General features: G+C 36.2%; 13 protein-coding genes. 5 read left to right on the top strand and 8 right to left on the bottom strand.

The window, feature by feature from the left end:
- The first annotated feature begins 9 nt into the window (after window positions 1-9).
- From ACZ76X_RS24120 to ACZ76X_RS24130, 3 genes are read left to right on the top strand one after another with little or no spacing between them, the layout of a single operon-like run.
- Window positions 10-1,965 (top strand): FtsX-like permease family protein, encoded by a 1,956-nt coding sequence (locus ACZ76X_RS24120; RefSeq protein WP_479851915.1) that lies wholly within the window; start codon window positions 10-12, stop codon window positions 1,963-1,965.
- Window positions 1,966-1,985: 20 nt separating this feature from the next.
- Window positions 1,986-2,738, top strand: coding sequence for an ABC transporter ATP-binding protein (locus ACZ76X_RS24125; protein ID WP_479851916.1), 753 nt, complete (start codon window positions 1,986-1,988; stop codon window positions 2,736-2,738).
- Window positions 2,735-4,708 carry an FtsX-like permease family protein gene (locus tag ACZ76X_RS24130; protein ID WP_479851917.1) on the top strand — a complete coding sequence of 658 codons (1,974 nt, stop codon included), beginning with the start codon at window positions 2,735-2,737 and terminating at the stop codon, window positions 4,706-4,708. Before ACZ76X_RS24125 ends, ACZ76X_RS24130 begins: the two co-directional genes overlap by 4 nt.
- A 53-nt stretch (window positions 4,709-4,761) precedes the next feature.
- On the opposite strand, the gene ACZ76X_RS24135 is transcribed toward ACZ76X_RS24130, so the two are convergent.
- Entirely contained in the window at window positions 4,762-4,956 is a 195-nt protein-coding gene (locus tag ACZ76X_RS24135) for a YjcZ family sporulation protein (RefSeq protein ID WP_306188047.1), read from the bottom strand.
- 277 nt (window positions 4,957-5,233) lie between these two features.
- Here ACZ76X_RS24135 and ACZ76X_RS24140 point away from each other — a divergent pair, with 277 nt between their 5' ends.
- A complete protein-coding gene (locus ACZ76X_RS24140) occupies window positions 5,234-5,824 on the top strand; it encodes a TetR/AcrR family transcriptional regulator (RefSeq protein WP_479851918.1) in 591 nt (196 codons plus the stop codon).
- 47 nt (window positions 5,825-5,871) lie between these two features.
- Window positions 5,872-6,546 (top strand): YqeB family protein, encoded by a 675-nt coding sequence (locus ACZ76X_RS24145; protein WP_479851919.1) that lies wholly within the window; start codon window positions 5,872-5,874, stop codon window positions 6,544-6,546.
- A gap of 131 nt (window positions 6,547-6,677) precedes the next feature.
- On the opposite strand, the gene gntP is transcribed toward ACZ76X_RS24145, so the two are convergent.
- The 7 genes from gntP to ACZ76X_RS24180 form a co-directional block, all read right to left on the bottom strand.
- Window positions 6,678-8,003: a gluconate permease GntP gene (gene gntP / locus ACZ76X_RS24150; RefSeq protein WP_479851920.1), complete on the bottom strand. Its 1,326-nt coding sequence runs from the start codon at window positions 8,001-8,003 to the stop codon at window positions 6,678-6,680.
- A 109-nt stretch (window positions 8,004-8,112) separates the two neighbouring features.
- A complete protein-coding gene (locus ACZ76X_RS24155) occupies window positions 8,113-8,838 on the bottom strand; it encodes a GntR family transcriptional regulator (RefSeq protein WP_098313647.1) in 726 nt (241 codons plus the stop codon).
- Complete coding sequence (locus tag ACZ76X_RS24160; protein ID WP_479851921.1) at window positions 8,838-9,854, bottom strand: sugar kinase; 1,017 nt, start codon at window positions 9,852-9,854, stop codon at window positions 8,838-8,840. The genes ACZ76X_RS24155 and ACZ76X_RS24160 overlap by 1 nt, the downstream gene beginning before the upstream one ends.
- Window positions 9,847-10,602: a 2-dehydro-3-deoxy-phosphogluconate aldolase gene (gene dagF / locus ACZ76X_RS24165; protein ID WP_000181914.1), complete on the bottom strand. Its 756-nt coding sequence runs from the start codon at window positions 10,600-10,602 to the stop codon at window positions 9,847-9,849. Before dagF ends, ACZ76X_RS24160 begins: the two co-directional genes overlap by 8 nt.
- A 1-nt stretch (window position 10,603) precedes the next feature.
- A complete protein-coding gene (locus ACZ76X_RS24170) occupies window positions 10,604-11,707 on the bottom strand; it encodes a DgaE family pyridoxal phosphate-dependent ammonia lyase (RefSeq protein WP_479851922.1) in 1,104 nt (367 codons plus the stop codon).
- Complete coding sequence (locus tag ACZ76X_RS24175) at window positions 11,685-12,785, bottom strand: amidohydrolase/deacetylase family metallohydrolase (protein WP_479851923.1); 1,101 nt, start codon at window positions 12,783-12,785, stop codon at window positions 11,685-11,687. The genes ACZ76X_RS24170 and ACZ76X_RS24175 overlap by 23 nt, the downstream gene beginning before the upstream one ends.
- A 276-nt stretch (window positions 12,786-13,061) precedes the next feature.
- Entirely contained in the window at window positions 13,062-13,922 is an 861-nt protein-coding gene (locus ACZ76X_RS24180; RefSeq protein WP_098225192.1) for a M15 family metallopeptidase, read from the bottom strand.
- Between the last annotated feature and the right edge of the window lies 1 nt (window position 13,923).

The raw sequence follows: 13,923 nt of genomic DNA on the forward strand, positions 1-13,923 counted from the left end.
TTTAGGTGAATGACATTTTGGCAGTTTGCATTTAAAAACGTCACACGGAACGCCAGAGCTTATTTCGCCTATTTTGTAAGCAGTGCATTTTCCATTGCAATTTTTTTCTCGTTTGCAGTTTATTTATTTCATCCTAAATTGCATATGACAGGCGTGAATGCTGCTCTGAACATATTAATGACAATTTCAGAAATTGTCATTGTATTCTTTTCATTTTTCTTTTTACTATATTCAATCGGTACTTTCTTAAAAGTGCGAAAAAAGCAATTTGGGATTTTAACAGTACTTGGCATATCTCAAAAACAATTAAAGAGACTCGTATTTCTAGAAAACATGCTAATTGGTGTTCTTTCCATCTTTTTCGGTATTCAACTTGGACTTGTCTTCTCGCAGTTCTTTTTATTAGTTACCGCCAAAATTACACATGTTCCTGGTTTATATTTATATTGGCCAACAGCTGCCATTATTTTAACGATAATCATTTTTCTAGGACTCTTCATTCTCGTCTCATCGTTTACGCCGATGCTCATTCGGACGAGAAAGGCTGTACGTCTTTTAAAAGAAGGAACAAAACAAAAAGAAAGAAAAGCATCCGTGCTTATCTCTCTTTTTGGTGCAACATGTTTAATATCTGGATACGTACTAGCAGCAAATCCGCTATATTTCATGTCGCTCGGCGACGTAATTGGGCTTTTGTACGCCGCCACCAGTATATTCCTCATTCCGTCACTTGTTGCAGCTGGAACATACTTTTTCTTTTCACAAATTAGTTTTTTACTCATTCGTATATTAAAAACGCGAAGAACATTTTATATGAAGCGAATTAATATGCTTTGGATTTCTGATTTAGCAGCACGCATTCGGACAAACATTAACATGCTCTTTATTGTAGCGATGCTATCAACACTTGCTTTTACTATGATTACATTCTTATATGGTTTTGGGAAATTTATGAAGTTCGATACAGTAAGAGAAAATCCTTTTCCTTTTACATATTTATCACATACTGAAAATACGTTAGCGGATGAACATTTAAATTGGTTAAAACAAAAGTTTAACGAAGAGCAATTTACTTATAAACAATTTAAAACGGATATATATGAAGTATCTTCAGCGGAAGAAAATTCGCAGCTCTATTATGCAATTAAACAAAGTGACTATAATGTACTTGCTAAGGCTTTAAATTGGGAAACGCTCACGGTAAATAAGAATGAATCTTATATTCTTATGAAAGACTTAGATGATCAGGTTATTGGAACGCTTCATAATAAAGACAAGAAAAATATTCTTACACTTACTCAAAACAATTTACAACTACAAGTGAAAGAATATAAAAGTTATAACCCATTCCCAAACCGCTTAATATACCAATTGCTCATACTATCTGATGAAAATGTAGAAGCGTTATCATCCGTTTCAAAACAGATGAGTGTATATAGCTTTAAAGTTAAGGACTGGGAAAAAGCCAATAATATCGGCTCGTTATTCATAGACAAAATTAATACCGACGGGAACAACATTCAAGCAGAGCACACGCCTTTCCATGCAAGTGAAGCGAGCGATTCTCTATACACAACAAAACAAAATGTCGCTTCGTTCTTCTTAATTGGTACTTTCTTAGGTGTTATTTTCTTTATTGGTGCTGGCAGTGTTCTTTACTTCAGGATGTATACAGATTTAACAAATGAGCAAGAAAAGTATGTAACGATTACAAAAATCGGTTTAACAGAAGTTGAGATGAAACGATCTGCTACAATTCAACTTGCGATTCTTTTCTTTGTCCCATACATTATGGCATCGATTCATACGATGTTTGCGACAAAGATGCTACAAGAAGTTTTACATCTCTCGTTCTTCGCTGAGGTTACAGTCGTACTTATGATTTTTGGAACGGTTGAAATTTTATTTTTCCTTTTAATTCGTTCCTTCTATATGCAAAAATTATCACAACACATTAAGTTTTAACGAATAGAAAGGTGATTACTATGGAAGAAGTTTTACACATAAAAAACGTTTCAAAAGTGTATGAAGGAAAAGTCCCTCATACTGCTTTAAAAAATATAAATTTACATGTAGATAAAGGTGAATTTGTCGCTATCATGGGACCATCTGGTAGTGGTAAATCTACATTTTTAAACGTTATCTCTACAATTGATTCCCCTACTTCTGGTGATGTTGTGATTAACGGAAAAAAACCGCACACATTTCGTAGAGAGAAGTTAGCTATTTTCCGCCGCCAAGAGTTAGGGTTTGTTTTCCAAAACTTTAACTTACTAGATACACTCACAATCGGTGAAAATATCGTACTACCTTTAACATTAGATAATGTTCCATTAAAAGAAATGGACGAAAAGCTTAATAACATTTCTAAAAAGCTTGGCATTGATCATATTTTAGGCAAACGTATTTTTGAAGTTTCTGGGGGACAAGCACAACGTACCGCAGTAGCACGTGCTGTTATTCATCATCCGTCACTTCTACTTGCCGATGAACCAACGGGAAATTTAGATTCAAAAGCGGCAATTGACGTGATGGAACTATTTACGAAATTGAATAAAGAAGAAGATGCAACAATTTTAATGGTGACGCACGATCCATTCGCAGCAAGTTACTGTAACCGCGTCATTTTCATTAAAGATGGCGAGCTTTACAACGAGCTACATCGCGGGCTATATCGCGAGAAGTTTTATCAAGAAATATTAGATGTTTTAGCATTATTAGGAGGAAGACGTGGATGACATTTGGGCAATTTGCATTTAAAAATGTCTCGCGTAATTCTAAAGCATATTTCGCTTATTTTGTAAGTAGTGCTTTTTCTATCATGGTTTTCTTTTCATTTACTGTGTACGCGTATCATCCGCGCTTACAAAATGTGCAAAGCTTTCAAGATCGAGATCCTCTAATGAACTTAGCTAGTACAGCACAGCTAGTTATCGTTATGTTCTCGTTCTTCTTTCTCTTATATTCAATTGGAACATTTTTAAATGTACGGAAGCAGCAATTCGGGATACTCACGATTCTCGGTATCTCACAGAGACAATTAAAAAGACTGCTATTTACCGAAAACATGATAATTGGGATATTATCTATCTTTATTGGCATTCAAGGTGGTCTAGTATTTTCTAACTTTTTCTTATTAGTCACTTCAAAATTAACAAGTGCGAAAGGTCTCTATTTATATTGGCCAACAGAGGCGATTATCGTTACAACCGTAACGTTTATCATTTTATTTTTAATCGTTTCTACATTTACACCGATGTTTATTCGAACTCGAAAAACAGTCCATCTTATTAAAGGGAACAAGAAAGTGGCAGCCGAAAAAAGGCCGTCTATACTCATCTCTTTATTTGCTTTAATTTGTTTAGGACTATGTTATTACATCGCAGGTTATCCGCAAGGCTACGTAACAGAAAAAAATGTGCAAAATGGATCTGTCTTTCTCATTATGTTGTCTATTTTACCGCTCGTAATAGTCGGGACATATTTATTCTTTTCACAAACATTTCTTCTTTTTATCTATATTTTAAAGAAGCGTAGAAAGTTTTATTTAAAACAAATAAATATGTTATGGATTTCAGATTTAGTCGCTCGTACCCGTAGTAATATTAATGTACTCTTTATCGTTTCTATGTTATCTGCACTTGCATTTACGATTATTATCGGGTTATTTGCTGCTAATAATAATACAAAGGCATCCATACTAGAGCGATATCCTATTCCCTTCACATATACATCTGAAGGCAAGAATTCACTTGAACAAAAGCATATTACTACAATTGAAACCGAGCTTACAAATAACAATTTCGATTACAAAAAATATAAATTTACAGTATTAAAGGATACAGCATTAAAAGAAGATATTGTACTAATGAAAATGAGTGATTATAACGCAATTGCTAAACAACTAAATAGACCAGCAGTGACTCTTGATTCTACACAAGTTTACATTATTTCTCGCTATGCGCCAGAGCTATTAAATCTTGTATCAAATCCATTTGCTAAACAAAATACGATTACACTTGGCTCTAATAAAAAAGAATTTCATATTAAAGGTTTTATTAATAAAGGAATTGAACCCTCCTTTGCATTACCTCATCTCATTGTTATGCAAGATAATGCAATTGAAAATATGATTCCTCATATTGAAGCAATTACGATTTATAACTACTTCGTGGAAAATTGGGAAAATGCAATGGTTCCAACCAAAAATATGTTACGTATTATTGGTGATGATGCACGTGAGTTCTACGAAAAGCATACAGAAGAGAAAGCTCAAGTCCCTTTCTTCATTCATACGGCGACCGATGAACTCGTTCATAGTAAAGAAAATGCAGTTGCTCAATTCTTTATTTGGGCATTTCTTGGCTTTATCTTCTTTATTGGTGCGGCTAGTGTTTTATACTTCCGTATGTATAACGACTTAACAACTGAGAGGCAAAAGTATATTACGATTACAAAGCTTGGCTTAACTGAATCAGAAATGTTTCGATCTGCAACGATTCAGTTAGGAATTTTATTTTTCGTTCCTTACATCGTTGCGGGTGTTCACACGTTATTTGCCGTTAAGTTTTTACAAAGTATGTTCGCTTTTTCTTTACTAAAAGAGTTATTGATTATACTCACCTTTTTCGGGATTATCGAGATCATTTTCTTCTTCTTAATCCGTTCTCTGTACATTAATAAATTATCACAGCATATCAAGATATGAATAAAATAGCCTTGTGCAGTCTGCACAAGGCTATTTTCAATAGTTTTTAATAATTAGCAGCAAAATCCACCATAGCCGCCGCCATAACCGCCGTAACCACCATAACCACAACCGCCGCCTCCGCCGAAGCAGCTAGCACCGATGATGATTAATAAAATAAACAATACGATTAGAAGCGCAAAACCGCCTCCGCAACCATGGTGTCTGCGGTTACAATCATCATGTCTGTGTTCACACTTTTCGCTCATTACTCTATTCCTCCTTTAGTATCATTCATAACAAGTTCACCTTGCTCTAAATGAGGGGATTCCATTTATAGTATGTTTTCAGGGCGAATAGGAAGCTTGGCTTTCTTAAAAACGGGCTTGTTTTCGGAAATGGGCTTTATCAAAAGGCGAATTAGCCTTTTCAAGATGTAAACATAAAGCATTTGACATCATTTAAATTTCTCACTAAAATTTAATTGAACGACCAATCAATTTTTTGGTTATACATTCAAAATATATAAATCAGGAGTTGAATAGCGTGACTGATTCTTTTATTGCAGAGGCTAGGCGTGAACAAATTATTCTTGCATGTATTGATACATTAGAGGAAGTTGGATATAACAACTTAAGCTTAACGAAGGTAGCAAAAAAAGCTAAGATTAGTACTGGACTTATTTCTTATCATTTTAACGATAAGCTTTATCTTATGAATCGGACATTACAATTTTTAGTTGATAAACAACATGAATTTATTAGTAATCGAGTGCTATTAGCCCAATCTGAAATAAACAAACTAGAGGCTTTTATTGAAGCACATTTGGCTTATCAAGAGACTCATTACAAAAATAATATTGCCTTAATTGAGATTGTCTTTAATGCAAGAAATGAAGAGAATGTTCCTTATTACAGAATCGAAGACGACGAAGAAGATGCTCTTAGAACGATGTTATTGGATATTTTGAAGGCCGGTCAACAAAATGGCGTGTTTTCTAACTCTTTCCAAATTGACACGTTAGCTTCATTTATTTTAGGAGCAATCGAAGAAAGAATGTTGAAGGCGAATTCATCTATATCTATAGAAAATTACTCAGATGAGCTCATAAAAATGGTGAAGAAACTCACTATTTAAATGCCCTGATTTTGAAAAAATATATATGAAGAAAGGATGAACTACACATGAAAAAGGCATCTGTCATTGGATTAGGTTTTTTAGAAAAATTACTGGTTATAGTAAGTCCAATCCTTTTAGGCGTTATTGGATATTTTTCACCTAAATTAATAGAGCTTATAAAAAAGATTCCTCTCTTTTCTGATTCAAAAATTATAGAACTTTTAAATTCTATTAACCCCTTCTGGCTTCCCATTATCCTCATGCTAATTGGTGTTATTGCCGGGATTTTATTTTCATTAATCATTTATAATGACGCTTTAAAAATGAATATTACTCCGGAAAGCATTCATATGAGTAAAGATGATCAAAAGAAACAGATCACTAAATCAAATGTAAAAGCTATTTTTGTAGATAAGGGGCAAGTGGTTATCATTGATCAAGAAGGCCGAGAATGGTTGCGTGAAACATCTGATGTGAATCCAAGTAAAATCAAAGATATTTTCTTGCTGCACGGTTTCCCATGGGTGGAACAAGATCCTTATAAACAGGACTATAGTCTCTGGAAATTAGAGGATGAACGATTTAGTAAAAATGTAAATACTATTTTGTATGAAAGACGAAATGCCATCCGAGATGGAAACTCGAAAAAAAAGAAGCATTTACGCAAAGATTTGAATGAACTAGGAGTCTTTGTTAAAGATGAGGGAGAAGATCAATATGTCCGTTCTATTAAGCAATAGGGCGACAGAAAGCACAAAAAAACAAATTACCATGTATCATTCTAAGTAACTGTGCCAACAAAATAGGAAAACCCACAGAGAAATTACGTTTCCCCTGTGGGTTTTATTCGTTTAAATGAGCTTTTCTTCCCCTAAATAAACATATTTAATAAAAGCGCAAAACCAAATGCAATAAATGATAACAATGTCTCAAGTACCGTCCACGTTTTAAACGTTTCCTTCACCGTCAATCCTAAATACTCTTTTACAAGCCAGAAACCTGCATCATTTACGTGAGAAAACATTAATGATCCTGCACCTGTTGCAATAACGAGCAATTCTAAATTTACACCTGACATGTGCTGAATAACTGGTGAAACAATTCCTGCTGCTGTCGTTAATGCTACTGTTGCTGAACCTGTTGCGATTCGAATTAATCCAGCTACCATGAAAGCTAACACAATTGGTGATAACGATATATGCTCTGCCATTTGCGCAATCGCTGTTCCAACGCCACTTTCAATTAATATTTGTTTAAACCCACCGCCTGCACCAATAATTAAAATAATGGAACCGACCGGTAATAAACTTTCATCTGTTAATTTTTTAATCATCTTTTTATTAATTCCTTGTCTTATTCCAAGTAAATAAAATGCTGCGAAACATGAAATAAGTAAAGCAATTACTGGGCTACCTATAAATACAAAAAATTCAGTTATCTTTCTCGGTAATGAAATATATGGTGCAACTACTGATAAAATCATCAATACAACTGGTAATAAAATAATAAAAAATGAGACTTTACGACTTGGTAAATCTGTTGATACAGTCGTAACTCGAACAAGCTCTGGTTCATTTTCAGGTATAACCCTTTTATGTACCCACTTTGCAAATATCGGTCCTGCAATAATGGCTGCTGGTAACGCGATAAGTAATGAATATAAAAGTACCTTTCCTAAGTTCGCATTATAAATACCGATTGCTGTCATCGCTCCTGGATGTGGTGGCACGAGCCCATGCACAATAGATAATCCAGCTATAACAGGTAACGCAATTAATAATATATTTTGCTTCGTCGTTTTTCGAATCGAAATAACAAGTGGTAATAAAATGACGATCCCCACTTCAAAAAACACTGGAATCCCTATAACAAAACCTGCAAATAACATAGCCCAAGGTAGTTTCTTTACACCGAAAAATCGAATAAAGAAGTCTGCCACTTGCATGCCTGCCCCCGAATCGGACATCATTTTTCCTAAAATTGTTCCGAGAGCTAAAATACCAACTAAATGCCCTAGTACACTACCAACACCATTTTCATAGGCAGTCACTATTTTCGTTAAATTCAGTCCAGACATAATAGCTAAAAATAAACTCGCAACTGTTAAACTAATAAATGCATGCCATTTCCACCATGATACCCCTAAAATAACAATCGCGATTGCAAGCAACGTGACGATTAATAAATATATATCCATCTCTCATTCCCCTTACTTTTATCCCGTATTTGCAGGTAATAAGCACCTAATTGGTGCGGGATGAATCTAATAAAACACTTTATAAAAAAAGAGGGCGAATACCCTCTTTTTATACGTCATAATTCACTACATAATGCTGCATTTCTGTATTGTAGTAGCCTTCGCTATATTCAATTACTTCGCCAACTTCATCGTAAGAATAGCGCATGCGTTTTAATAGCGCTGCCCCCTCTTTTTCACCTAACGCTTCGGCAACAAAACTAGGCGCAAGTCCAACAGCGAATTCATCTCTGAAGTTTTCTAAATGTATACCTCGGTCTTCCACTAAATCGTAAAGCGATTGCAAGTCAAAGTCCGATAAATCTGTACTTGCCATGTGTGCTGAGAAATAGTGCGTATAATGAATGTACGGTGCATCATTTAACGTATATAAACGTTCAATGCGAAAACTCTCCTTACCGAATAATCGAAAAGGCACCGTTCCTTCTTCATTATGAACGATTTCTGCTTTGAGCAATTTCTTCTGTACTTTATATCCTTCTTCCACTAACACTTCTGTAAATTTCTTACCCTTTGACAACTTTGTCGCAGAAGTATTGCGGATAACTTTCGTTCCTTTACCGCTTTTCTTTTCTAAATATCCTTCTTGAGCAAGTTCTTTAATCGCATTACGCACTGTAATTTTGCTCACTTTGAACTCTTCTTCTAACTGCGGTTCGGAAGGAATATTCGTATGAATCGCATATACACCATGCAATATTCGATCACGAATAATATTTTTTATTTGTAAATATAAGGGTCCTTTTTTCCTCGTTACGTTCACCGTTACACCCACTACCTTTCTACATCACCTACTGATGCCGTCATTGCCCGAAGTATATCCTTCTCTGATGACATTGGCGTATCACCGACGATTGTATGTGCAAGCATTCCAGCTGCTGACGCAAATGAAACAGCTTTCTCTGGTGCAAACTCTTCTATCTCGCCATGAATAATCCCGCTCGTATAAGCATCTCCAGCACCTATTCTATCATATACAGAAAACGTAAGTGTTTTTGCAAAAGTGAACGCACCATCTTTACATATAAACCCGCGAAGCGAGTGTGTATTATCGCTATTAATAGAGCGATGTGTACCAGCAATTGTAGTGATATGATATGTTTCAGCAACCTTTGGAATAAGATCAATAAGTTGTGCTTCTCGCTCCGTCTCCTCTGTTTTCATTCCAAGAACGAGCATTGCATCTTTTTCATTCATCATAACGATATCAGCAAGAGCCAGCATTTCTTCATAATGTGGTTTCGCCTGCTCATACCCATCTTCTCCCCAAAGAGATGGACGATAGTTGCAATCAAAGACGACAGTTCCTCCGTTTTCTTTCACTGCTTTCGCTAAAGAGTTCATATGATGGCGCACCATATCATTCATCGCAAGTGTAATGCCGCAAAAATGAACGATATCAATTTCCTTTGCAATTTCTTCAAACTGGTACATCTCTTCACATGCCGTATTGAAGCTACTTTCTAATCGATTCGAATATGTAACGCGGCTTGCACGTGCTCCAAATCCATTTTCTAAAAAGTACATGCCGACATATTTACCACCTCTTGAAATAAACGGTGACTGAATGCCTAACTTTTGAATATGTGATATCGCAGCATCCCCAACAGAATTTTCCGGTAAAGTTGAAATAAGAAAGCCTTCATGACCGAGATGAGAAAGTGCTGCTGCAACGTTCACACCTGTACCAGAAAATGAGTAATGTAATGTGTTAGCTTGCGACAACAACTCATATCCTGGTACTTGCAGGCGCATCATGACTTCGCCGAATGCTGCAATTTTCTTACGCATTTTGATCAACTAACTTCTTCACGACTGCTAATAATTCGCGAACATCTTCTACTTTCGTATTGCCAGTTTCTTTATCAATAATAGAAGAGTACACGTGCGGGATCACTTGCTCTACGTTTGCTTCAAGCGCAATACGTACAATTGTTTCGAAGTTTTCTTTATCAATTCCGCCTGTTGGCTCTAATGCAAATCCCTCTTCCGCACAAGCCTTCGCAACTGCGCGATATTCTTCTTCATGAGCTAAACCTTTCATTGGGAAGTATTTCAACGAATTTCCGCCCATATCACGTACAAGTGCGATTGCTGTTTTAATTGGAACGATTGCTTTTTCTTCCCCAGCTGCACTAATTGGACCAGTAGAAATATTTACGTAACCTACTTTTCCTGTTGGTGATACTAAACTATTAATCCAGCTATCTTTTCCGCCAAGATTTGCACGTGTCGCTCCAACTGAAGGGAACACTTGGTTAATATGGCTACCAGGATAATGCTTCGCAATTTCAGCTACAACTGCTGCTTGGCGATTATCTCCAGCTCCTAGTCCGATTGATACCGCGTCATCAATTTCTTTTCCGTATGCTTTCATCGCTGTAACGGCTTCTTCTACTGTTGGGTAATCTTTTGATAACACTCCGACTACTACATAACCTTCTGCTGCTTCAAAGATGTCTTTCGCATTTTCAATATTGTTCGCTAATACATTTAAGGCTACGCGGCCTTTATAAAAACGTTTTTGAATGTTTGTCATTTTAGTTTCCCCCTACAATTTCTCTCAATTTTTCTTCAATTACATGTATGTCATCACCTTGAAGTGGACGTGGATCAATATCAAAGAATCCTTGTCTTACTCCGTAATCACGTGTATAAATGGCAATTTCCCCTTCGCGTAATGCTGTTACGACGTCTTTTGCTGATTTATTTAACTCATTCTCGTTAATGTGAATACGTGCTCTAAAAATCGCTCTTCCTGCTTCATCTTGAACGATTGTTACATTTACACCGTTTAATTCTTTTAGTGGCATAAGTACTTGTAATAACTCTTTTTCTTGTTCACTTTTATCTTCTTTTGCTCCGTACTCATCAAGCGCTTGAAGTAAACCGAAAGTTGTTTCTTTCCCGACTTTCATACTTCTTCCGATGCAATGTAATTGCACTTTCAGCCACTCAATATATTTTCGTTTACCGCCAACAATACCAGAAGTAGGTCCTTCAATTGCCTTTGAACCGCTATAAATGGCAAGGTCTGCATACTTCACATATTTTTGAATATCTTCTTCAGCTGCCGCATCAACGATAAGTGGTACGTTATTTCGCTGCGCAACTTCCCATGCTTCTTCAACAGAAATCATATTTTTTTGCACGGCATGATGGGATTTCACATATAGGATTGCTGCTGTATTTTCACCAATCGCCTCTTCAATATGCTCTGCTTTCCCTTCATTTGCGTAGCCAACTTCTACAAGTTTTCCTCCGCCTAAGTAAATCATCGTTTCAACAGGAGCACCGTATTGAACGTTATGACCTTTTAACATAATCACTTCATTTTTCGCGATGACCTCTTGATGAAGTCTTTCACTTTTACGGCGATTTCCTTCTGTCACGATACCAGCGATAGAAAGTGCAATTCCGCTCGATGCTGAATTCACAATGACCGCTGCCTCTGAATCTAGAATTCTCGCAATATGGTCTCCCGCTTTATCTACTAAATCTGCAATTTCCACATAATTTTGTCCCCCATGTTTCATCGCATCCATAACTGTATCTGTAGGAGCGGATACACCTAAAATACTCATTCTACCGCTCGCATTAATTACTCTTTTTAATCCGTACTTAGCATTCAATGAATGACCCATTGATTACAACCCCTTTCGTATCAATTCTTCTTTCAGCAATGCGCTGATCCCCTTCTGAATCAATTAACGTAACCTTCTCATCTTTCACCGTAAATAAAGTTAAGTTTGCAATATCGCCTTCCTGAATACGACCAAGCTCTGGTTTTTTCAGCCACTCTGCCGCATGTTTCGTCACCGCATCAATTACTTCTTCTAGCGGATAACCTAAGTAAAGGAATTTCGAAAGAACGTGAGCCATACTATACACGGGACCGTTTATACGATTCTTCCGGTAAATATCTGTACTAATTGTATTAAAAGCAATACCGTGATGCTTCGCCGCCTCTGCTACTTTAAAAGAAAAACTAGCATTGCCGTGACCAACATCTAAATGAACACCCCGGTTCACGGCATCTAGTAATACAGGTAGCGGTTTGCCTTCTTCATCGAATAAATTATTTTCTTTCCCGTTTAAGTAATGTGTAATCACATCGTCTTTTTCTAAAAGAGGTACAACTTCCTCAATGCGAGGAGGTGCTGAACCGATATGTACCATAATCGGCAATGATGTTTCACGAGATAACGAGCGTGCAACATGAAGCGGTTCAATTCCGCTGTCACAAACGACACTTTTACTCATTCTCGCCTTTAACCCAACGACTACATCTTTATACTTTTCTACTGCTTCTATTACTTTCTCTTTATCTATCCATTCCATGTTGGATAATTCATCAATTCGTTTCAAACCGATGCGAGAAATATTTAAAAAGGCAAATAAATTCGTTTTTGCCTGCTCTCTACTTTTTACTAAATCTGCAATACGATCAGCTCCGCAGCTGCCCGCATCAACAATTGTCGTTACCCCTTGCTTAACGCCAATTTCATCCACCTCATCGCCATACGGATCAAACTCTGGAAAAGCATGAACGTGTAAATCAATCCAGCCACTCGATACGTAAGTACCTGAGTAATCAAGAACCTTTCCACCCTCGCCAGCACCAGCTTTCGTCACCTGTGCGATTTTATTATTTTCAATTACAATGTCAATCTCTTCCCCGTTCACACGTTTCACATTACGTAGTACGAATCGTTCTGTCATTGTACTTCCACCCTTTTCTATAAGAAGCCATAAGAATACGCTTACATTAAAGTTTCATTTTATATCTCTTTCACACGTTTAGCGTAACACAAAAAAAGGGAGAAGTAAATATAACGTTATAATGTTTAAAAGTAAATAAAAAGATACACCTCCAAAATGCTGATAGTACAAGAAATTAAATCAATGATTCGACAAGGCATATCGATTTACCGACAAAAATGCCCATCCCTTTCTTATATACGAAAAGGCTGCTCCAAATCGGAACAACCTCTTTATCTATTCCTGAACCGTCACAATAACCCCATCCATATTATTCCCCGAAATTTCATACTGTTTATTCGCTGGAACATTCACTTTCCTGTTCCCGGACACTTTATAATAAGAAACCGTATATTTCTTACCTTCCACATCCGTTGTGATTTCTTTTTTCTCTTTTAAGAAGTCCAAATATTCCTCTAGTGTAATTTTCTCCTTTTGCATAATGGCACTATGCGGTAATCCTACATAACGTATATGCCACGGCTCATATTGAATGCCTGTAATATGACTTTTATTTTTCGGATAACGTAAAACAAACCCGTGCTTCCATACGTTCTCTTCAATCCATCTTCCTTCAGGCGCTTTCTCCATTTTCTTTTGTGTAGATCCAACATCGAGTGATAATCCTAAATTATGTTCACTGTATCCTGCTGGGAGTGCATAGTCAGATCCCATTTCTTTATATAACTTACTTTGTTCTTTAAAATCTCGATATCCGCTACTCATTAAGAAATGCTGTACGCCATCTTTTCCAGCTGCATCGACAACGTTCAAAAAATTTTTCACAACGCCCTTTGATAAACGAAGATTTCTATCAAATATGACGTAACCTCTTACTAATTCACTATTGTGATTTACATTTATAATATCAGACCTAATACTATCTTTTTTAACCGGGTAATCTTTATTAACTAATAATAAATCACCTTTATAAATTTCTTCTTTTGTAATCTCTATCTTTTCCGTATTCGCAGCCCTTACCGTATTATCTTTGTCGGCAATTTTAACATCGATCTCCTTTTGGAATAATGGTGATATATAAACGCCTACACAGATTGTGCATGCTATAAAAAAAGAAATAAATACCCACTTTTTCATT

This window comes from Bacillus sp. BC05(2025) (assembly GCF_056725905.1).

Bases quoted from the DNA above. Each gene is read 5' to 3' on its own strand.
- ACZ76X_RS24175 (WP_479851923.1), bottom strand. From the start codon at position 12,785: ATGACAGAACGATTCGTACTACGTAATGTGAAACGTGTGAACGGGGAA.
- ACZ76X_RS24160 (WP_479851921.1), bottom strand. From the start codon at position 9,854: ATGCGTAAGAAAATTGCAGCATTCGGCGAAGTCATGATGCGCCTGCAA.
- ACZ76X_RS24170 (WP_479851922.1), bottom strand. From the start codon at position 11,707: ATGGGTCATTCATTGAATGCTAAGTACGGATTAAAAAGAGTAATTAAT.
- ACZ76X_RS24145 (WP_479851919.1), top strand. From the start codon at position 5,872: ATGAAAAAGGCATCTGTCATTGGATTAGGTTTTTTAGAAAAATTACTG.
- ACZ76X_RS24180 (WP_098225192.1), bottom strand. From the start codon at position 13,922: ATGAAAAAGTGGGTATTTATTTCTTTTTTTATAGCATGCACAATCTGT.
- ACZ76X_RS24135 (WP_306188047.1), bottom strand. From the start codon at position 4,956: ATGAGCGAAAAGTGTGAACACAGACATGATGATTGTAACCGCAGACAC.
- ACZ76X_RS24125 (WP_479851916.1), top strand. From the start codon at position 1,986: ATGGAAGAAGTTTTACACATAAAAAACGTTTCAAAAGTGTATGAAGGA.
- gntP (WP_479851920.1), bottom strand. From the start codon at position 8,003: ATGGATATATATTTATTAATCGTCACGTTGCTTGCAATCGCGATTGTT.
- dagF (WP_000181914.1), bottom strand. From the start codon at position 10,602: ATGACAAACATTCAAAAACGTTTTTATAAAGGCCGCGTAGCCTTAAAT.
- ACZ76X_RS24120 (WP_479851915.1), top strand. From the start codon at position 10: ATGACATTTTGGCAGTTTGCATTTAAAAACGTCACACGGAACGCCAGA.
- ACZ76X_RS24130 (WP_479851917.1), top strand. From the start codon at position 2,735: ATGACATTTGGGCAATTTGCATTTAAAAATGTCTCGCGTAATTCTAAA.